The 20,724-nt window shown below is 62.8% G+C and carries 20 protein-coding genes; 11 read left to right on the top strand and 9 right to left on the bottom strand.

Features of this window, described 5'->3' with window-relative positions; genetic code table 11:
- Positions 1-10 precede the first annotated feature (10 nt).
- Genes ACI512_RS02870 through ACI512_RS02885 form a run of 4 tightly spaced genes read left to right on the top strand, consistent with a single transcriptional unit; the run spans position 11 to position 3,197 of the window.
- Entirely contained in the window at positions 11-889 is an 879-nt protein-coding gene (locus tag ACI512_RS02870; protein ID WP_015886618.1) for a metal ABC transporter substrate-binding protein, read from the top strand.
- Positions 886-1,299 (top strand): phosphoribosyl-AMP cyclohydrolase, encoded by a 414-nt coding sequence (hisI, locus tag ACI512_RS02875; protein ID WP_015886619.1) that lies wholly within the window; start codon positions 886-888, stop codon positions 1,297-1,299. Before ACI512_RS02870 ends, hisI begins: the two co-directional genes overlap by 4 nt.
- Positions 1,296-1,856, top strand: a complete 561-nt coding sequence (locus ACI512_RS02880; protein WP_034110438.1) for a DapH/DapD/GlmU-related protein — start codon at positions 1,296-1,298, stop codon at positions 1,854-1,856. The genes hisI and ACI512_RS02880 overlap by 4 nt, the downstream gene beginning before the upstream one ends.
- Positions 1,857-1,859: 3 nt before the next feature.
- Positions 1,860-3,197 carry a dihydroorotase gene (locus ACI512_RS02885; RefSeq protein WP_236380250.1) on the top strand — a complete coding sequence of 446 codons (1,338 nt, stop codon included), beginning with the start codon at positions 1,860-1,862 and terminating at the stop codon, positions 3,195-3,197.
- 10 nt (positions 3,198-3,207) lie between these two features.
- Here the strand turns inward: ACI512_RS02885 and ACI512_RS02890 are convergent, their stop codons facing one another.
- Entirely contained in the window at positions 3,208-3,729 is a 522-nt protein-coding gene (locus ACI512_RS02890) for a DUF3617 domain-containing protein (protein WP_015886622.1), read from the bottom strand.
- A gap of 130 nt (positions 3,730-3,859) precedes the next feature.
- Between ACI512_RS02890 and cls the strand changes: the two genes are divergently transcribed.
- Entirely contained in the window at positions 3,860-5,299 is a 1,440-nt protein-coding gene (gene cls / locus ACI512_RS02895; RefSeq protein ID WP_064053192.1) for a cardiolipin synthase, read from the top strand.
- A gap of 133 nt (positions 5,300-5,432) precedes the next feature.
- Here the strand turns inward: cls and cfaB are convergent, their stop codons facing one another.
- The 8 genes from cfaB to hflK (ACI512_RS02935) all read right to left on the bottom strand — a co-directional run bounded on the left by cfaB (position 5,433) and on the right by hflK (ACI512_RS02935) (position 14,578).
- Positions 5,433-6,617 (bottom strand): C17 cyclopropane fatty acid synthase CfaB, encoded by a 1,185-nt coding sequence (gene cfaB / locus ACI512_RS02900; protein WP_064053191.1) that lies wholly within the window; start codon positions 6,615-6,617, stop codon positions 5,433-5,435.
- A gap of 87 nt (positions 6,618-6,704) precedes the next feature.
- A complete protein-coding gene (locus ACI512_RS02905; RefSeq protein WP_046035809.1) occupies positions 6,705-7,493 on the bottom strand; it encodes a DNA-binding domain-containing protein in 789 nt (262 codons plus the stop codon).
- On the bottom strand, positions 7,484-8,329 hold the full coding sequence (locus ACI512_RS02910) for a DUF692 domain-containing protein (protein ID WP_236380249.1): 846 nt from the start codon (positions 8,327-8,329) through the stop codon (positions 7,484-7,486). The genes ACI512_RS02905 and ACI512_RS02910 overlap by 10 nt, the downstream gene beginning before the upstream one ends.
- A 65-nt stretch (positions 8,330-8,394) precedes the next feature.
- Entirely contained in the window at positions 8,395-8,646 is a 252-nt protein-coding gene (locus ACI512_RS02915) for a membrane protein (RefSeq protein ID WP_015886627.1), read from the bottom strand.
- Between the two features lie 117 nt (positions 8,647-8,763).
- Positions 8,764-10,650, bottom strand: coding sequence for a cation-translocating P-type ATPase (locus ACI512_RS02920; protein WP_236380248.1), 1,887 nt, complete (start codon positions 10,648-10,650; stop codon positions 8,764-8,766).
- Positions 10,647-11,681, bottom strand: a complete 1,035-nt coding sequence (gene hflK, locus ACI512_RS02925; protein ID WP_015886629.1) for a protease modulator HflK — start codon at positions 11,679-11,681, stop codon at positions 10,647-10,649. The genes ACI512_RS02920 and hflK (ACI512_RS02925) overlap by 4 nt, the downstream gene beginning before the upstream one ends.
- Entirely contained in the window at positions 11,678-12,661 is a 984-nt protein-coding gene (gene hflC / locus ACI512_RS02930) for a protease modulator HflC (RefSeq protein WP_046035812.1), read from the bottom strand. The genes hflK (ACI512_RS02925) and hflC overlap by 4 nt, the downstream gene beginning before the upstream one ends.
- A 12-nt stretch (positions 12,662-12,673) precedes the next feature.
- Entirely contained in the window at positions 12,674-14,578 is a 1,905-nt protein-coding gene (gene hflK / locus ACI512_RS02935) for a protease modulator HflK (protein WP_405121603.1), read from the bottom strand.
- A gap of 320 nt (positions 14,579-14,898) precedes the next feature.
- On the opposite strand from hflK (ACI512_RS02935), the gene ACI512_RS02940 reads away from it, so the two are divergent.
- The 6 genes from ACI512_RS02940 to ACI512_RS02965 are packed head-to-tail and all read left to right on the top strand — an operon-like array spanning position 14,899 to position 20,585.
- A complete protein-coding gene (locus ACI512_RS02940; protein WP_231809982.1) occupies positions 14,899-15,522 on the top strand; it encodes a CDP-alcohol phosphatidyltransferase family protein in 624 nt (207 codons plus the stop codon).
- A 10-nt stretch (positions 15,523-15,532) separates the two neighbouring features.
- Positions 15,533-17,287 (top strand): bifunctional alpha/beta hydrolase/class I SAM-dependent methyltransferase, encoded by a 1,755-nt coding sequence (locus ACI512_RS02945; protein ID WP_102061235.1) that lies wholly within the window; start codon positions 15,533-15,535, stop codon positions 17,285-17,287.
- 2 nt (positions 17,288-17,289) lie between these two features.
- Positions 17,290-18,588 (top strand): phosphatase PAP2/dual specificity phosphatase family protein, encoded by a 1,299-nt coding sequence (locus ACI512_RS02950; protein ID WP_236380242.1) that lies wholly within the window; start codon positions 17,290-17,292, stop codon positions 18,586-18,588.
- A complete protein-coding gene (locus ACI512_RS02955) occupies positions 18,578-19,021 on the top strand; it encodes a hypothetical protein (protein WP_064053183.1) in 444 nt (147 codons plus the stop codon). Before ACI512_RS02950 ends, ACI512_RS02955 begins: the two co-directional genes overlap by 11 nt.
- Before the next feature lie 9 nt (positions 19,022-19,030).
- A complete protein-coding gene (locus tag ACI512_RS02960) occupies positions 19,031-19,651 on the top strand; it encodes a 1-acyl-sn-glycerol-3-phosphate acyltransferase (RefSeq protein WP_046035818.1) in 621 nt (206 codons plus the stop codon).
- A gap of 1 nt (position 19,652) precedes the next feature.
- Entirely contained in the window at positions 19,653-20,585 is a 933-nt protein-coding gene (locus ACI512_RS02965) for a phosphatidate cytidylyltransferase (protein ID WP_015886637.1), read from the top strand.
- Positions 20,586-20,724: the final 139 nt, after the last annotated feature.

The following is a 20,724-nucleotide window of genomic DNA, read 5'->3' on the forward strand; positions in this document are numbered from 1 at the left end:
GTGTTTCCCGATGCGCGCTCTACTCGTGCTGTTCAGTCTAATCCTGTCGTTATCGACGGCTCAGGCCGCAGACAAGCTCCAGGTGGTTACCAGCTTCAGCATCCTGGATGACATCACCCACCAGATCGGTGGCGATCACATCCAGATCAGCAACATGGTCGGCCCCGACGCCGATGCCCATACCTACGAACCGACACCCGACGACGCCAAGGCGCTGCTCAAGGCCAAGGTCATCATCAAGAACGGCCTGGGCTTCGAACCCTGGCTGGACCGCCTGGTGACCAGCACCGAAACCAAGGCCACGGTCGTCACCGCCAGCAAAGGCGTGATCTCCCACACCATGGAAGAGGACGGCGAAACCATCCCCGACCCACACGCCTGGCACAACCTGGCCAACGCCGAAATCTACGTGAACAACATCACCAAGGCGCTGGTGGCCGCCGACCCGGCCAACAAGGCTGACTACCTGCGCAACAGCCAGGCCTACCTCAAGGAAATCTACCGCCTGCTCGCCGAGGCCAAGACCAAGTTCGGCGCGTTGCCACCAGGCAACCGCCGCATCGTCACCTCCCATGACGCCTTCGGCTACCTGGGCCAGGCATATGGCATCGAGTTCCTCGCGCCTCAAGGCCTGTCCACCGAACGTGAGCCGTCCGCTGCCGAAGTCGCCGCGCTGATCACTCAGATTCGCAAAGATAAAGTCAAAGCCGTGTTCATGGAAAACATCAAGGATTCGCGCCTGCTCAAGCAGATCGCCGACGAAAGCGGCGCACAGATCGGCGGCACGCTGTATTCCGACGCCCTCGCCGCAGAAGGCCCGGCCAGCACCTTTACCGGGCTGTTCGAATACAACCTCAACACGCTGTGCGCGGCGTTGAGCAAGCCATGAACTTGAGCATGCTCGACCTGGAAGGGGCTGCCGTCGGCAGTCGCTTTCCACTCGAACAGGTGCTGGATGCCCTGCCGTGGAACAGCGATGGCTTGGTGGCCGCCATCGCTCAGCAACATGGCAGCGGCGAAGTCTTGATGCTGGCCTGGATGAACCGCCGGGCCCTCAACGAAACCCTGCTCACCGGGCAAGTCTGCTACTGGTCGCGCTCGCGCCAGCAGTTATGGCGCAAGGGCGAGAGCTCGGGCAACTGGCAGCAGTTGGTGGAAGCGCGCCTGGATTGCGACGGCGATGCGGTACTGCTGATCGTCAACCAACTGGGTCCGGCGTGTCACACCGGCCGCCCCACCTGTTTCTATAACGCCATCGACGGCGACCACGTCTACATCATTACGGAGCCCGCTGCATGATCCGCAAAAACCCTTCCGGCGATCTGCCGGTCATTGCCGAATCGGCCTACGTCGACAAAACCGCGATCATCTGCGGCAAGGTCATCATCGGCGAGAACGTCTTCGTCGGCCCCTACGCCGTCATCCGTGCCGATGAAGTCGATGCCAGCGGCGCCATGGACCCGATCACCATCGGCGCCAACTCCAATATCCAAGACGGCGTGGTCATCCACTCCAAGTCCGGCGCGGCGGTCACCATCGGCGAATTCACCTCCATTGCCCATCGTTCCATCGTGCACGGCCCCTGCACCGTCGGCGACCGTGTGTTCATCGGTTTCAACAGCGTGCTGTTCAACTGCGCCGTGGGCGACGGCTGTGTGGTGCGCCACAACTCGGTGGTCGACGGGCGCGATTTGCCCGCCGCCTTCTACGTGCCCTCCACCACCCGCATCGGCCCCAACACCGACTTGTCGCAATACCCGCCGGTGAGTGTGAGCGCCTCGGAGTTTTCCGAAGACGTGGCACGCACCAATGTCGATCTGGTGCGCGGCTACAAAGCCCTGCAAAACGAGTTCTGAACCATGAGCCGCCTGCTGATTCGCAATGCCCGCCTGGTGAACGAAGGCCAGGCATTCGACGCCGATGTGCTGGTCGCCAACGGCCGTATCGAGAAGATCGCCAGCAGCATCGAAGGCTGCGACGCGCCCTTGGCCATCGACGCCCAGGGCCAATGGCTGCTGCCGGGCATGATCGATGACCAGGTGCACTTTCGCGACCCCGGCGCGCCAGACAAAGGCAGCTTTTACAGCGAATCCCGGGCGGCCGTGGCCGGCGGTATCACCAGCGTCATGGATATGCCCAACACCCAACCCGCTACGCTGACCTTGCAAGCCCTGGCCGATAAAAAGCGTCGCGCGGGCCTGCATTCGGTGGCCAACTATGGCTTTCACTTTGGCGTGAGCAACGACAACCTCGACCTCGTCGCAGCGCTGGACCCGCGGGAAGTGGCCGGCGTCAAAGTGTTCATGGGGGCCTCGACCGGCAATATGCTGGTGGATGATCCACGGGTTCTGGAGCGGTTATTCGCTGAAGTGCCGACCATCCTGCTGGCCCACTGCGAACATACGCCGAGTATCCAGGCCAATGAACAACGCCTGCGTGAGCGCTTTGGCGACACTATTCCTGCCGTGGCCCATCCGCTGATTCGCGATGCCGAAGCGTGCTATCGCTCGTCCTCTCTGGCCGTGGAGTTGGCCCAGCGCCACGGCACACGCCTGCATGTGCTGCACCTGACCAGCGCCCGCGAGCTGGTGTTGTTCGAAGACAAGCCTCTGGCGCAAAAGCGCATCACGGCCGAGGTCTGCGTGCACCATTTGCTGTTCGATGACCGCGATTATCATCGGCTCGGTCATCAGATCAAATGCAACCCGGCAATCAAGACACGCGCCGACCGCGACGCGCTGCGCCAAGCCTTGTTGAGTGATCGTCTGGATGTGATTGGCACTGACCACGCGCCGCATACCTGGGCGCAAAAACAGTTGGGCTATCGCGAAGCGCCGTCGGGTTTACCCCTGGTGCAGCACGCGCTGCCGGCGTTGTTGGAGCTGGTCGCCGATGGGCTGCTACCGCTGACGACCCTGGTGGCGAAAACCAGTCACCGCGTGGCCGACCTGTTCGCCATCCCGGATCGGGGTTATCTACGCGAAGGGTATTGGGCCGACCTGGTGTTGATCAAACCGGAGCCCGAAGGCAAGCCCGTCAGCAGCGAGCCGATCCTGGCCCGCTGCGGCTGGACGCCTTTTGCCGAGCGCAGCTTTCGCCACAGCGTCAGCACCACGCTGGTCTCCGGCCACCTGGCTTGGCACAACGGCCAGGTGGTCGACAGTTGCCAGGGCTTGCCCCTGCATTTCCTGCGTTAGGCGGCCTGCGTTAAGCGCGAGGCTTGACCGTCCCGCAATCGTTACCCAGCCACTGGGCATGGCTGTCCAGGCTGCCCTTCTGCTGAATACCGGTGGCATTGAAGGTGCCGTTGACGGTGGTGGTGAATTCTTTCTGGCTCTGGAAAGTAGCGACGCCGGTGCCCTGGGCTTTCGGGCAACTGAAGCGGAATTTCCACTGGTTACCGGTCTTGTCGGTGACTTCCTGTTTGCAGCCCGATTGCGGGTCGGTCAGGGGGATCGAATCGGACGCGACCTGCGCCGGTGTCAGGCACACCTGCACGCCTTTGCCGGCCATGGTGATGCCTTGTTTTTCCAGCATGGCGCGCTGTTCAGGGGTCATCTGTTGCTTGAGTTGACCGAGGATCAGCGACAGGTCCGGCAGGTCCTGGTTATCGACCTTCATATTGCTGGTGGTCAATTCCCACAAGCCCGGCGCCAGCATCTGCGCCTGTGCTGCCACGGGCAGCGACAAACCAATAACCATGGCTAAACCAAGCAGACGAGCATTCATCGGGTAACTCCTGGGCAATTGTTGGCGTTAGACGCCGCGAAGGCGCCAGTGTTGCACGGCAAATAAAATAGCGACATTCGTCAGCGAACATGGTCTGTTAGGCACTCGATTGCCTGGAGTACCGTCGTCCATGGATTTTTTTGGCCCGCACCTGCTCGCCTACTTCATCGCCACGCTGCACTTTCTCGGGACACTCGCCGCGATCCACGCGGTGCTGACCGTCAGAACCGCCCAAGGCTCGATCGCCTGGGCCTTGTCGCTGATGTTCATGCCGTACCTCACGTTGATCCCCTACCTGATTTTCGGCCGCAGCACGTTCGACGCCTACATCCAGGCCCGTCGCCAGGCCAATCAGGAAATGCACACCGCCATCACCGCGCTGAACTGGCGGCCTTGGGTCGAGGAAGCGCTGGCCGCACGTAACTCCAGCGCCTACGCCTCCCTGCGCGCCATGCCCAAGCTGGGTCGCATGCCGTGCCTGGCCAACAATGAAGTGCATTTATTGATCAATGGCGATGCCACGTTCAGCGCGATCTTCGAGGCGATTCGTAACGCCAGGACAGCCGTGCTTTTCCAGTTCTTCATCATTCATGACGACGAGCTTGGCAGACAGTTACATGCCTTGTTGAAGGAAAAGTCCGCCGAAGGCGTAGCCATTTACGTGTTGTATGACCGCATCGGCAGCCATGCCCTGCCCCATCGCTACGTGCAATCCCTGCGCGACGCCGGTGTACAGGTCAAGGCGTTCGCTACACGCAGCGGCTGGCTCAATCGCTTCCAGGTCAACTTTCGTAACCACCGCAAAATCGTGGTGGTGGACGGCATTACCGGGTTTGTCGGCGGGCATAACGTCGGCGATGAATACCTGGGCAAGAAGCCCCCGCTGGCGCCGTGGCGCGATACCCATGTGCAGGTCACCGGCCCGGTAGTGGCGTGCTTGCAGGAGTCGTTTGCCGAAGACTGGTTCTGGGCCGCGCGCGAGTTGCCACCGTTGATCCTGCCGGACGCCTACCCCGAGGATGGCGTGCTCTGCCAATTACTCGCCAGCGGCCCGGCCGACCCGTATGAAACCTGCTCATTGTTTTTCGTCGAAGCCATCCACGCGGCGACCGAGCGCGTGTGGATCACCAGCCCGTATTTCATCCCCGACGAAGCCGTGTTTGCCGCGCTGCGCCTGGCGGTGTTACGTGGAGTGGACGTGCGCCTGCTGCTGCCCTCGCGGCCCGACCACCGCATCGTCTACGCCGCCTCCAGCCTTTACGCGATCGAAGCGGTGCGCGCCGGCGTGCGGGTGTTCCGCTATACGCCGGGCTTTCTGCATCAAAAGGTGGTGTTGGTGGACAGTGAAATCAGCGCCATCGGCAGTGCGAACATGGACAACCGTTCATTCCGGCTGAATTTCGAAGTGATGTTGCTGACGGTCGACCAAGCCTTCGCCAAAGAAGTTGAGCACATGCTGCTCGACGACTTTGCCCTGGCCCATGAGGTCAGCCAGGCAGAAAGCCGCGAAACCCGCCGCCTGCAGCAATTGGGCATGCGAGTTGCGCGGCTTATTTCACCGATTCTCTAACAAACAACGCGGTGAACTATGTGGGAGGGGGCTTGCCCCCGATAGCGGAGGATCAGTGCCTGATGAGCTAGCTGATACACCGTCATCGGGGGCAAGCCCCCTCCCACATTTGGATCTCCAACAGTGTTGAAATTCAGCGGTAGATATCTTCCCGCGTCCACGGCAGTTCATGGCTGCCATCGGCATGGGGTTTCACCGCCAGTATCTGGTGCAGGTTGATCCAGCCCCGTGCAAACGCGTACGCGCAACCGGCCAGGTACAGCCGCCAAATACGCAACGCTTGCTCCGGCACCCTCATCGCCGCCGCTTCCAGGTTGTCTTCCAGGCGCTCGCTCCAGTGGTCCAGCGTGCGCGCGTAGTGGAGGCGCAGGCTTTCGACGTCGACCACTTCCAGCCCGACTTCACTGATCTCGGCGGTCATCATCGCCAGGTGCGGCAGCTCGCCGTTAGGGAACACATAACGCTCGATAAACTCCCCGGCGCCACGGCCTACCGGACGGCCATCGGTGTGCTTGGCGGTAATGCCATGGTTCATCACCAGGCCGCCTTCGCGCACGGCGCCGTACAACGTCTTGCAGTACTCCGCCAGGTTGGCGTGGCCGACGTGTTCGAACATGCCCACGCTCACGACTTTGTCGAAACGACCGTCTTGCGGCAGGTCACGGTAGTCGAGCAGTTGCAGGTCCACCTGGTCTTCCAGGCCTTCGGCTTTCACCCGTTCCCGGGCCAGCGCCAACTGCTCCTTGCTCAGGGTGATGCCAAACACTCTGACCCCAAACTCCCGTGCCGCAAACCGTGCCAGCCCGCCCCAGCCGCAGCCGACGTCGAGCAGATACTCGCCCGGCTGCAGCCGCAGTTTGCGGCACAGGTGGCGAAATTTGTCTTGTTGGGCCTGGTCGATGGATTCGCTGCCGGTTTCGAAGTAACCGCAGGAGTACGCCATGTCCTGATCCAGCCATAGCTGGTAGAACTCATTGGACAGGTCGTAATGGTAGGAAATGGCTGCTGCGTCAGTGGCCTTGTCGTGGATCGAGCGCACCGGACGACTCCCCTCGTCGTCCTCGATCAGGGCGTGACTCAATTCGTCACAGACCCGGATGACCTCGGAAATGGAGCCTTCCAGCTCCAATTTTCCCTCCACGAAGGCTTCGCCCAGTGAATCGAGCGTTGGATGGGTCAGCTGGGACACGACCGTGGGGTCCTTTACCACGATGGTCACACTGGGCTCGGGGCCCAAGTTAAATTCATGGCCGTCCCAGAGTCGAAGACGCAGCGGTAGCTGAAGATTCTGTAAGGCCGGTGGAAGTTGCGCGAGCATGAGTAATCCCCCCTTGTTTCAGACGTCTGCTGTGAGGGTAGACCATCCCAAGACAAAGTAGGAGGCTATCGATTTGATAGCGCTCTCCTATGGGGCTCGGCGCTCGAGCAAACCGTCCTGGACCCACTGTTTCAGCCACGTAACGGCCTGCAGTGGCGCACCCTCTGCGTAACTGACTGCCAACGCTGCGCACAGTTCGGCAAAGTTCCAGCCGGTCGTCACCATCCCCGCCAGGGCGCAGGCCTCTTCAGGCTCCAGGCTACGGTAATGGCACACATTCTGATGACGCCATACCAGGCAGACTTCGGTCGGAGCCAATGCCTGGCTGGCGGGAAAGGCTGACGCGTCCTTACTCGCACGCCAGATCGCTACGGTATTGAAATGGCACAGCAGCAGCTGCACCGACGGCGCCAGGGTCACCTGCAACAGCGGCCACGCTTCGGGCGGCAACACCGCCATCTCATTCAGCGTCAGCGGTTCGCCCTGAGGCGCATCAAACGCCAGGGTAAACGCCCATTCCAAACGCGCCAGTTCCGCCAGCGGCGCACTTTGCTCCGCCACCAGATGCTCAAGGATAAACGCCGGGAAACGCTCCCCTAGCCAACGCAGACTGTAGTGGGCCGAGGGATAACGGCGCACAAAGGCCTCGGTCAGCGTTGCAAACTCATCATCACCCAACCAATAGCGGATGGCATTGAAGTCATGCCGCAAAACCTCCTGCAACCGCGAGATATAGGCGTTGTGGTAAATCGCCAGGCCCGCGTCCACATCCAGCGTCGGCCCGCCCAGCAGGGTGGCCGCGAAGTCACTGTTGGCCACTGGCGTTTCGGACAACAGGTGCTGCTCGAAGGCCAACTGCCAATCGGTCAGGCGCATAACGTTCTCCTGGCCAACGCCATGGCCCCCAGTTCACGGGCCTTGCTCAGTTCGGTGAGCAGATCTTCAAAGGGTGGAAAATGGTCGTCGCGCTCCAGTAGCGTCGATACGGGCCCCAGGTGCTCAACCGTCTGCTGATAGAGCGCCCACACCGGATCGCATACCGGGTGGTCATGGGTGTCGACCACGTAGTCGCCATAGTCCATATGCCCCGCCAGGTGCAGTTGGCGGATGCTCTGCGGTGGCAGGTTGCGGATAAACGTCCAGGCATCGAAGCCATGGTTGCGCGAGCTGACATACACGTTGTTGACGTCGAGTAACAACTGACACCCTGTCAGATGCGCCAGGGCGTTGAGGAATTCCCACTCAGTGAATTCGTCCGCCTTGGAGCGCACATAACTGGAGACGTTTTCCAGTACCAGCGGGCGCTGCAACGCGTCCTGCACTTGGCGCACGCGGGCGACCACGTGGTAGAGACTTTCTTCGGTGTAAGGCAGCGGCAGCAGGTCGTGCAATTGGTGCGCGCTGCCGCGACTCCAGCACAGGTGATCAGACACCCACGCCGGGCGGATTCGCTCGGCGAGCTGTTTGATTTGCTTCAGGTAATCGGTATCGAGGGCATGGGGCCCGCCGATGGACAGGGACACGCCGTGCATCACCAGGGGATAACGCTCGGCGATCGCGTCCAGGTAGTACAAGGCTTTACCGCCCTGGACCAGGTAATTCTCGGAGATCACCTCGAACCAATCCACAGCCGGCGATTGTTCAAGGATCTGTTCGTAGTATTCGTTGCGTAAACCCAGGCCGTAACCCAGGAAGGGAAGAGACGTGGCCATCATGGACTCCTGCAAACGTGTCCGCAGCGGCGGGGAGTGCCGCTGCGGTTGCACTCGGCTTGTGCTTACTCGCCGACTTTACCGCCGGCGGCGTCGCAGGCAGCCTGGGTCATGGCCTTGAAACCGTGGCCCTTGCAGACAGCCTGGCCTTTGCAGGCGTTTTCAGCGGTCTTGCAGTCGTTCATGCCTTTGCAGGAAGTCACGCCGTAGCAATGAACGGTAGCGCCGGCGGCCTGTGCCTGGGTAGCGACACCGGCGAACAGAGTGGCGGCAGCGATAGCCAGGGCAGCACCGGACATAGCATTCTTGATGTTCATTGTGTAGTCCTCATCGATCAGTAGGTGGGTCGGTCTGAACGGATTGCTCAGTCTCGACACACCACTAGAGTGAGGTCCCCCAACGGCGTTACAGCCTTCCCCAAAAATTTCTGAACATTAATCTTCTAGCTTTAACAGTGGCTCCTGAAAGCGCAGCAAACGCCCGGCATTCCCCAGTACCAGCAAGGTGCTGAGGTTGTGCAGCACCGCCGCGATCATGGCGCCGGCCGCACCCAACCAGCCAAACGCGGCAAACACGACAATTGCCAAGGTCCAGCCCAGGCCGATGATCACGTTGACCTGCAACGTCTGCCGACACTGGCGGCTCAAGCGCACACAGGTACCCAGACGCCGCAGGTCGCTGCCGATCAACACCACATCCGCCGACGCCAAGGCAATATCCGCCCCGCCGGCGCCCATGGCCACACCGACCACGCCAGCCTTGAGCGCGAGCGAATCGTTGATGCCGTCCCCTACCACCATCGGCCGGAAGCCGCTGCCGATCTCGCCCAGCACGCGGTTGAGCTTGTCTTCCGGCAAGGCCTGGGCTTCGACATCGCTGATGCCCACCTCCAGCGCCAGGCTGTCAGCCACGCTCTGGCGGTCGCCGGTGAGCAACAGTTGGCGGCCGAGGCCAAGGTCACGCAGCTCTTGCAGCGCTTGGCGCGCTTCCGGCTTGACGCTATCGGCCAGCAACAGCCAAGCGAGAAACACCCCGTTCAGCGCCAACCCGGCGATGGGGCCATCGTGATTCGGGACGGTGGTGGTGAGGATACCCAGTTGCTCGAACAACTCCGGCCGACCCAAGGCCGCTTCACCCTGCTCGGTCTGCGCCACGACGCCCAGGCCCTGGCGCTCGCGAATATCCGTCAACGCCAGCATCTGTTCCTGCGTCGCCAGCCCCGCCAATGCCCGGCTGACCGGGTGGCTGCTGGCCGAGCCCAAGCTGGCCGCCAGGTTCAGCAACACCTGCCGGTCCGGCGCCGTGGTGTCGATGGCGTGCAGGCGCAAGGTGCCGAAGGTCAGGGTGCCCGTCTTGTCGACCACCAACGAGGTCAGGTCCGCCAGCTCTTCAAGGAACGCCGAGCTGCGAATCAGGATGCCATGCCGCGCCGCCACGGCGATCCCGGCAATCGCCGTGGCCGGCGCCGACAGCACCAACGCACACGGACACGCCGCCACCAGCACCGCGAGCATCGCCTGGGCGTCGTTGGTCACAAACCAGGTGACCGCCGCCAGCAGCAACACCAGCACCATATAGCTGCCGGCATACCGCTCCAGCAGCCGCGTGATCGGCGGCTTGGAGCGCTCGGCGTTCTGCATCAGCGCGATGACTTTGCCCAGGGTCGACTCATTGCCGGTGCGGGTCACCTCAAGACGCAGCAGGCCGTCGAGGTTGATCGCCCCGCCAAACACCTGCACGCCCACACTCGCTTCCAGCGGCACCGACTCGCCGGTGATCGGCGCGGTGTCCAGGCTCGCCTGCCCCGATAGCACCACACCGTCGGCGGGCACGCGGTCACCGGCGCGCACTTCGACGATATCGCCAGTATTCAGCGTGCTGTTATCCACTTCGATAATGCTGCCGTCAGCCTGCACCCGCCGCGCATGGCTGCGGGTCAGTTTGCCCAGGGCATGGATCGCCTCCTGGGAACCGATCACGCTGCGCTCTTCCAGCACATGGCCAAAGATCATGATGATCGGCAGCAGCGCGGCGGTCAGCAGATCACCCGTGGCCCAGGCGCCGAGCATGGCCAGGGCGATCAGTTGGTCGGTGATCCCGTGCAGGCTGGGGAACCGCAGGCTGTACCAGGCCGAACGCATCACCGGCACGGCCACCAAGAGCGACGCGACGCCCAGCAGCAATTGGCTCACGCCGGTCTGGTCAGGCGCCAGCCAGCGCCATATCAGGCCCAACACCAGCAAGCCCAAGGCGAGCATGGCCAGGGTCAATTGCCGGGCAGCGCTGCGCTGCTCGGCGGAGGTCAGCATAGGTGCGCTCATTGTTCGGCTCCCTGGATGATCAAGCGGGAGTCGTCTTTAGGATCGACCGTGGTCACGGAGCCGGCCTGGCCGAGAATCTTCGGCAGGCGCTCGCGGTAAAGGCGCAACATCAGGCCCGGGTCTTTTACCTGGGCCAGGCTGGCGACGGTGGCAGTTTGCGCCTGGGCATTGGCCAGGCGTTCGCTGGCCTGGGCGTGGGCGACTTGCACCAGGCGATCGGCCTGCTGAGTGGCGGTCTGGGTGAGTTTTTCCGCGTCGTTACGGGCATTGGCCACGGCTTTATCGGCCTGCTGACTGGCGGTCAACACCGCATTGAACGCGTTCACCGCCGGGCCTGGCAGGCTCGATTGCACATCCACGCGGGTGACCTGGATACCCAATCCCAACCCGGTGGACGTCAACTCCGCCAAGCGTTTATTGATGCCTTGCACCAAGTCGCCGCGCAGCCGTTCGCGGCGTTCGGCAGCGCCGTTATCAGTGCCGATCAATTCCGGCCTTGCCACCAAAATCGTGTCCAGGTCCCGCGCCGCCGTGAGGGCCACGGCGCTGCGGGTCACGAGTCGATCCAAGGCAGGCAACACATGCTCGCCCTGCAGCACAAACGCATAAGGTTCGGTGACTTTGTAAAACACCCGCACATCCAGTTGCACCACGCCGGCATCGCCGGTCAGCAGGTAACCGGAACCGGCCAGTGCATCACTCAACGGCGTGGCAAACGTGGCCACGCGGTCGGCCTGGACCGCCGCGTCAGAACGCAGCAGGTTCTGCACCCTGCGCTCGATCACGCGGTCAGCGGCCGGCAACAGCACCACCTGCTCGAACGGCTGCGGCCAGGCCAGCAACAGCCCGGCATTCTGGATACGGTCGAGGGCGCCGAAATGCAGGACCACCGCACGGTTCTGCGGGTCGATCTGGCGCACATTGGAAAATGCCCAGGCCAACGCGGCCAGCACGGTCACCGCGTACAACGCCAGGAATGTCAGGCGTCCGGCCTGGATCCATGGGCTGTCCGGGCTGTCACGCTCGGTCATGGCTGGACATCCTTCGGCCCGTCCACCAAGGCGCGGAACGGCGCAGCGTCGGTGCGCAGGATGATCTTGGTGCCCGGCGTGACCACGGTGCCCAAGGTATCCAGGGAGCGCAGCAGGTTATACAGCTGCGGGTTGCCGGCGTAGGCACGGCCATAGATCTGCGCGGCCTCGACCCGCGATTGCGCTTCGATATCGGCGGCTTTCACCGTGGCATCCGCCTGCACGATGCGTGCATCGCGCTCGGCAGCGGAGCGGATCTGCGCCGCCTCACGCTTGCCCACGGCGGTGCGCTCGGTGGCGATGGTTTCCCGCTCCGCGCGCATGCGGTCGACGGTGGCAGTAAGGGTCACCGACGGCAAGGTCAGCCGTTCGATACCGATTTGGGCCACGCGCACGCCGTAGGTCGTGAGCAATTGTTGATCAATCTGCTGGCGCAACTGCGCTTCGAAATCAGCGATGCGCACCTGGCTGGCATCGGTGTTGATCAGGCTCGACAGGTCGAAGCTGGCCGCCGTGGTTTCCAGCGCCGAACCCACGAAGGTACGAATCTGCCGCGCCGCTTCGTCCGGCTGGTTCTGCACGGCGCGCATGAAGCGCTGCACATTGTCCGCATCGCCCTGTACCTGCCACGCCACGTACGCCTGCACGATGATGCGCAGGCCATCACGGGTGCCCACATCCTGCAAACCGCTGGAAGTGGTGCGCAGGCGCAGATCCACCGGGATCGCCGCTTCGAACGGCGCCGGCCAGCGCCAGCCCAGGCCCGGTTCCAGCAGCACCCGCGAGGGGTTGCCGAAGCGGGTAATCACCGTGGCCTCGCCGGACCGCACTTGCACCAGGCTGGCGGCGGCGACCGCAAACAGCACCAGCAACAGCGCCCAGGCCATGCGGCGCCACGGGAATGGGCCGGCGGCTTGTTCGTCACCGTGATGATGGTGGTGGCCATGGTGATGACCGTGATCATGAGAATGAGCGCTCAACAGACCGACTCCTTATTGAACGGCTTTACGCGGCACCGAGGGATCGGCCGGCAAGGTAAAAGAACGCAGATCGATCGTCGGCGCGCTATCGGCGCCCAGGCGATGATCCAGAATGAGCAGCTTGGCGTGGGCCAGGCCTTGGCTGAGTTGGCCGAGGTATTGCTCCAGCACGAACGCTTGGCCGGCCGTGGCGTAGGCCTTTTGTTCGGCGGCGAAACGCAGGTCGGCGGCTTGGGCACCGGCATTCACTTCCCGCGCGGTGGCCTGGGCCTGATCCCGCGCGGTGCTGGCTTGCAGCAGCGCCTGGTTGGTTTGCTCGCTGGCCGCACCGCGCTCGCGGGAGATCAGGGCCTGGGCGCCGATCTGCGCGGCTTGCACGCCGTGATAAGCATTGGCGGCACCGGCCGGTGGGTGGATCGCCTCGACCACGGTCGCGAGGATTTCCACGCCGCTGTCGAGTGTTTGCAGGTCCGCCTGCACGGCGCGGCCGATCTCGTCGGCCAGGCGGGTGCGTTGTTCGCCGAGCAACTCATCGAGGGTGCGCGAGGCAAAGTCGTGCACCAGGATGCGACTGGCGGTGCTGCGGATCAGGGTCGGCACATCCGCGCTGTTGTAGGTGGCGGCCAGCGCGGCCTGATCGGTGAGGCCGATGCGGTAGACGAAGCGCACATCCATATTGACGATCTGGAAGCTCTGCTTGTCGCCGCTGCTGCTGGCGATCACTTGGGATTTGTCATTCACATGGCTGGCGTCCCACAACCGGTTGGCAATCAACGGCGGCGGGCCTTCGGCGGGGGCGAGCTCCGGGGCGGCGGCTTCACTGACACTGGTGGCCAACTCATGCACCACGCCGTTTTCCACGCTGATGACACGCCCCAACGGCCACGGTAAGCCCGCATGCAGACCGGGGCCGAACACCTCGACGGGTTTACCGAAGCGCTCATAAATCCCACGGCCTTGCAGGGGCACTTCGTGCACACCGGTGAGCGCCCAGCCTACCGCGAGAACCACCAGCAACACCGGCAGAAACGCCCGGCGCATGTAGGTAAACGCCCAGATCTGGCGCAGGTCGATGCCGAAGCGGTTGTGCAATTCATGCTGCAACGCGAGCAAAGGTTGGGGCGGCCAACGCAGCAGTCCGGCGATAAAACTTTGCGCCATCAGGCGGGGCTCGAGCCGTGGCTGGCGCGGGCTGAACAGCGACAGCACGGCCCTTAATAGAAACTCCAGCGCGACCAATGCCGGCAGCAGGCCGATCAGTGCCGCCAGGCGCAACGGCCACACCGACGCCGCACCCGCAAACAGCAGGCACACCGCACTGACCACCAGGCAGATGATCGCCACCCGGCTCAACTGCGCCAGTTGCGAGGCTTCCGGCCATTGCGCGGCGGTTTCCTGAGCGAGGCGACGCTCGAACACCAACAGGCCAAACGCCAAGGCCAGCGCCAGCGCGGCACCGATGCTTGCCGATTGACCGATCGGTGCGGCGGGTAACGCCAGGTTCCAGAATTCGATAATGCTGACCAGCGCCAACAACGACCAACCGCCAAGCCACAACACCGGCGCGCCGATCTGTTGGCCAAAACGCTCAACCAGGCGTGCGTAGCGGCCCGTGTCTTCAACCTGCACTTCAACCGCCGGCACCTCCAACGCCTGGGCGCGCCAATCGGCCACCCACCACGCCGATTGCAACCCGGCCACCAGCAGCAGCAACGCCGACGCACCGTTGATCAGCACCACCGGCCAGATCGACAGCGGCGCAAACAGCGCGACAAAGAGTGCCCACACCCAACCGGCAACGCCCAGCACCGTCAGGCTGATACCGGCCTGGCGCAATCGACGGGCATGGAACAGCCCCTGTTGAAAACGCGGAAGGCCTTCCACCGAAGCGCCGTCAGCTTCCAGATCCACTTGCATCCACTCAACGCCTGCTTGTACATAATTCGTTACGATATAACACGATGCGTGAAATTTTTGTTCGAAAAACAGCAGTTTCAGATACACCCCAAATCCCCTGTGGGAGGGGGCTTGCTCCCGATGGCGGTGTATCCGCCAATACATTTTTCAGCTGACCCACCGCCATCGGGAGCAAGCCCCCTCCCACATTTGTTCCCCAGCGCTTTCCAGATCGTGACTAACCCCCCATAAACACACGCCATCACTGGTGCAAGCCACATTTAATCGGCACACTCCAAAACAGTTTTTCGCGGGCCCACGGACAAGGAAGCGTCACCCCCATGATTTCGATCTATCAGCTCAAGCCGCGCTTTCAAAACCTGCTGCGTCCTCTTGTGCAGCGCCTCTACGACAACGGCACCACCGCCAACCAGATCACCGTGCTGGCCGGCGTGGTTTCCCTGCTGGTCGGCCTGTTGATCGCCAGCTTCGCCCAACACCTCTGGCTGTTTGCGCTGATTCCGCTGTGGATGATCCTGCGCATGGCCCTCAACGCCATCGACGGCATGCTCGCCCGAGAATTCGGCCAGCAGTCACGCCTGGGCGCCTACCTCAATGAACTCTGCGATGTGATCGCCGACAGCGCGCTGATCCTACCGTTTGCGCTGATCCCCGGTGTGAGCCTGGCGCCCGTGCTGCTGGTGGCGTTGCTGGCAGTGTTCAGTGAATACGCCGGGGTGCTGGGACCGATGGTGGGTGCATCGCGCCGCTACGACGGGCCGATGGGCAAAAGTGATCGCGCCTTCGTACTCGGCGTACTGGCCACCGGCGTGGCGCTGGGCTGGCTGGGCGCCGGTTGGGTCGACGGGGTGATGTGGCTGGTCGCCGCCCTGCTCGCCTACACCCTGTTCAATCGGGTGCGCCAAGGCCTCAACGAACAACACGATACTTCCCCTTCTGCATAAGGATTTTGCGATGCGCGAACAGCAAGAGCACACCTTCAGTACCCATGATGGCGTCGAGCTTTTCTACCGGCACTGGCCGGCTGCCGCTCCAGCAGACGGCGAGCCACGCAAGGCGATTGTGTTGTTCCATCGCGGCCATGAGCATTCGGGGCGTATCGCCCATCTGGTCGATGAACTGAACCTGCCGCAGTTCGACTTCTTCGCCTGGGACGCCCGTGGTCACGGCCAGTCCCCCGGCGAGCGTGGTGACAGCCCCAGCTTCGCCACCAGCGCCCGTGATGTGCAGACCTTTTGCGACCACATCGGCACCACCTATGGCATCGAGGAAGAGCACTTAGCTGTCATCGCCCAAAGCGTCGGTGCGGTGATTGCTGCGACCTGGGTGCACGATTACGCGCCGAAAATCCGCGCGTTGGTGCTTGCCTCCCCCGCCTTCAAGGTCAAGCTGTACGTGCCGTTCGCGCGGCCGGGCCTGGCGCTGATGCGCAAGTTTCGCGGCAACTTTTTCGTCAACAGCTACGTCAAGGCCAAGTTCCTCAGCCATGACCCGGAACGCGTAGCCTCCTACGACAGTGACCCGCTGATCACCAAGGCGATCTCGGTGAATGTGCTGCTTGGCCTGTATGAAGCGGCTGACCGGGTAGTAGCCGATGCCCAGGCGATCCAAGTGCCGACCCAGCTGCTGGTTTCGGGCTCGGACTTTGTGGTGCATCGCAAACCCCAGCAGCAATTTTTCGACCGCCTTGGCAGCCTGAAAAAAGAGCTGCATATCCTCCCCGGTTTCTTCCACGACACCCTCGGCGAACGCGACCGCGCCACCGCCGTGAACAGCGCCCGGCGCTTTATCCTGCAGAATTTCGAACACCCGCTGGACCGCGCCTCGCTGTTGGATGCGGACAAACTGGGCGCCACCTGCGCCGAATCCGAAGCCCTCGCCGCGCCACTGCCGCGCAATTCCCTGCGCGACCTGTACTGGCGCCTGACCCGCGCCAGCATGGGCCTGGGCAAGAACCTGTCGGACGGGGTGAAGCTGGGCTTCGACACCGGTTTCGACTCCGGCAGCACCCTGGACTACGTGTACCGCAACACGCCCACCGGCAAGGGCGGGCTGGGTCGGATGATCGACACCAACTACCTCAATTCCATCGGCTGGCGCGGCATCCGCCAACGCAAGCTGAACGTCGAGGAACTGCTGCGCCTGGCCATGGCCACGTTGCGGGATGAACAGCGTGAAGTGCGCATCGTCGACATCGCTGCCGGCCACGGTCGCTACATTCTTGAAGCCTTGCAGGGCGTGTCACCGCTGCCGGAATCGATCCTGCTACGCGACTACAGCGACATCAACGTGCGCGACGGTGGTGCACTGATCCGTGAGAAAGGCCTTGGGGATATCGCGCAGTTCGTCAAAGGTGATGCGTTCGACCGCCTGGACCTGGCGGCGCTGGACCCAAAACCGACGCTGGCGGTGGTGTCCGGGTTGTATGAATTGTTCGCCGATAACGCCATGGTCGGCGGCTCATTGGCCGGACTGGCCGAAGCCGTGGAGCCGGGTGGCTACCTCGTCTACACCGGCCAACCGTGGCACCCGCAGTTGGAACTGATCGCCCGGGCGCTGACCAGCCATCGCCAGGGCCAGGCCTGGGTGATGCGCCGTCGCAGCCAGGCGGAAATGGACCAACTGGTGGAAGCCGCCGGTTTCCGCAAGATCACCCAGCGTGTGGATGAGTGGGGCATTTTCACCGTGTCCCTGGCACAGAAGATCTGAACATGCGCGAACCCGGCTTGTTGAAACCAGCGGTCCTCTGGCTGCTGCTGTTGGCGCCGCTGTTTTTCAGCACCTACGGCTTTGCCACGTGGGTGACCAGCCAGCGCAGCGACGTCGGCACGCTGGTGTTCGGCTGGGAAACCCATATGCCGTTCTGGGCATGGACCATCGTGCCCTACTGGTCCATCGACCTGCTCTACGGGTTTTCCCTGCTACTGCCCAATAGTCGGCATGAGTTGAAACAGCATGCGCTGCGGCTGCTGTCAGCCCAGGTCATTGCGGTCAGCTGCTTCCTGATCTGGCCGTTGCGCTTCACCTTCGAACGGCCGGAACTGGACGGCGTATTCGGCTGGCTGTTCGCCGTGCTGGCGGGCTTCGATAAACCGTTCAACCAGGCGCCATCGCTGCATATCGCGCTGCTGGTGATCCTGTGGGTCATGTACCAGCGCCATACCCAAGGCGTGTGGCGTTGGCTGGTGCATGGCTGGTTCGCCTTGATCGGTATTTCGGTGCTGACCACTTATCAACATCACTTTATCGACTTACCCACAGGCGCCCTCGCCGGGTGGATATGTGTATGGCTGTGGCCGATGGAGCCCCCAAACCCACTTTTGAACGCGCGGCTAACGCGGGACCCCAAGCGCAGGGGGTTGGGCATACGCTACGGGCTGGGTGCTCTGGTACTGGGCATTCTTGCCTTGGTGCTGGGCGGTGGTTGGCTGTGGATACTGTGGCCGGCGGTGTCTCTGGCGTTGATCAAGGCCAATTACGGGGCGCTGGGCGCTGCGGGTTTCCAGAAGCGCGCCGATGGCCAACTGACGCCCGCCGCGCGCTGGCTGTATGCGCCGTATCTGGCGGCCGCATGGATCAACTCGCGCCTGTGGACGCGCAAACATCCACAACCCGACCTGATTGTGGATAACGTCTGGCTTGGTCGAATTCCTACAACAAGCGAGCAGGCGCCCTTCAAGGCCATCGTCGATCTCTGTGCTGAATTGCCGATTAATCCACAGGGCCGCGCCTATCAATGCATCCCCGTGCTGGACCTGATCGCCCCCACGCCCGACGAATGCCTGCAAGCTGCGCACGCTATCGAGCGGCTGCGCGCCAACGGGCCCTTGCTGGTGTGCTGCGCCCTCGGCTACTCACGCAGCGCAACGGCCGTCGCCGCCTGGTTACTGCACTCCGGGCGCGCCGCGACGGTAGAGCATGCGCTGTCTATCATTCGTACAGCGCGGGCCGATGTGGTCCTGCACCCCGCACACCGTCAAGCGTTGGAGGGTTTGCCCCATGCCGGCTGATATGGAACTCCAGGTGGTCGCCAGCCTATTGCGACGTGGCCGCTCGCTGGATCAGTTATCCACAGGCCTGACCTTGGTCGGCGTGTTGTTCGGCCTGGCGCAGCTGCTGATGGCGAGTATCGCGCCGATCTGCCTGCTGCTGAGCCTGTGGATGATTATCCTCGGGCTGCTGCAAAAGTACTGGGCGCTGCGCGTGGCCTTCGATGCTGACCTGTTCGCCCTGCTGGCCCGTGACATCGAGCGCACCGCAGACCTCGATCAGGCCCTGCAAACCCTTGGCCTGCAGTCGCTCAAGCGTGCCGGCCGGCCTTGGACCGAGCGTCGTCGCGGCGCGCTCAAACTGTTGCGCAAACAAGCCTGGCTACTCGGCGCGCAAGCGCTGCTGACCCTGGGCGTGATCCTCGCCAGCCCTTGGCTGCCTTTCGCCGGATAAGGAACCCCCATGTTCGAACCCGTGGTCGCCACGCTGATTACCTCTATGGCCCGCACCGTCACAGGAGCGCGCAGCCTGTGGCTGGGGTGCGCGCCGGTGCCGGTGCAACGCATCTATTTTGCCAACCACAGCAGCCACGGCGACTTTGTCTTGCTGTGGGCGTCACTGCCGCAGAACCTGCGCAAATTCACGCGCCCGGTGGCCGGCAGCGATTACTGGAATAAAAGCGCCTTGCGCCGCTACATCATCAACCGCGTGTTCAACGGCGTGCTGATCGACCGCGAACGCAAGGACCCTGGGGATAACCCGTTGCAGCCGATGCTTAACGCCCTGGAAAGCGGCGACTCGCTGATCATCTTCCCCGAAGGCACGCGCAATCTCGAAGACGGCCTGCTGCCGTTCAAAAGCGGCTTGTATCACCTGGCCAACAGTTACCCACAGGCCGAATTGATCCCGGTGTGGATCGCCAACCTCAACCGGGTCATGCCCAAGGGCCGCGTGTTGCCGTTGCCTCTGCTGTGCACCACCAGCTTCGGCGCGCCGCTGCAATTGGAAGACGGCGAAGACAAAGCCGCCTTCCTCGCCCGCACCCGCGATGCCCTGCTCGCCCTTGCCCCGGAGCATGTCTGACATGGATAGCCAAACCCTGATGTTGTTCGGCGGCATCGGCGCGATCCTGGTGCTCGCCTCGTTGATCGGCCTGATCCTCAAGCTGCGCACCCGTGGCACGCCCAACGCGGTGGTCGAAAACCTCAATGCCCGCATCAACGCCTGGTGGGTGATGGTGGTGGTGATCGGCATCGCCTTCTGGCTCGGCACCGCCGCAGTGATCCTGCTGTTCTACGCGGTGTCGTTCTACGCCCTGCGCGAATTCCTCACCCTCACGCCCACCCGCCGCAGCGACTATCCGGCACTGGTGGCCGCGTTCTACCTGGCCTTGCCGCTGCAATACCTGCTCATTTACGCCGACTGGTACGGGCTGTTCTCGATCTTCATCCCGGTGTACGTGTTCCTGCTGCTGCCAATCCTTGCCTCCCTCGGCGGCGACAGCACCCACTTCCTGGAGCGCGCCTCGAAGGTGCAGTGGGGCCTGATGATCGCGGTGTTCTGCGTGTCCTTCGTGCCCGCCCTGCTGACCCTCGACATCCCCGGCTACGAGGGCCGCAACCTGCTGCTGATCGCCTACTTGGTAATCGTGGTGCAACTGTCCGACGTGCTGCAGTACGTGTGCGGCAAGCTGTTCGGCAAACACAAAATCGCACCCAACCTGTCACCCTCGAAGACGGTGGAAGGGTTCGTCGGCGGGATTCTGCTCTCGTCCCTGATCGGCGCGGCACTGTGGTGGACCACACCGTTCAACCCGTGGCAGTCGTTCTTGATTGCGCTGCTGATCAACCTGCTCGGGTTTGCCGGCGGCATCGTGATGTCGGCGATCAAGCGCGATCGCGGCGTCAAAGACTGGGGGCATATGATCGAAGGCCACGGCGGGATGCTGGATCGGCTGGATTCGGTGTGCTTCGCCGCGCCCATCTTTTTCCACCTCGTGCGCTACTGGTGGACCTGAGGTCACCGCTCTAAAGCCAAATAACGATCAACATGTGGGAGGGGGCTTGCCCCCGATGACGGTGTGTCAGACAACATAGTGGTAGCTGACTCGCTCTTACATGCAACACGCCTAGCGGGGCGGCGAATCGCGTCATCTT

This window comes from Pseudomonas petroselini (genome assembly GCF_045037875.1).
In the GTDB taxonomy this organism is placed as follows: domain Bacteria; phylum Pseudomonadota; class Gammaproteobacteria; order Pseudomonadales; family Pseudomonadaceae; genus Aquipseudomonas; species Aquipseudomonas petroselini.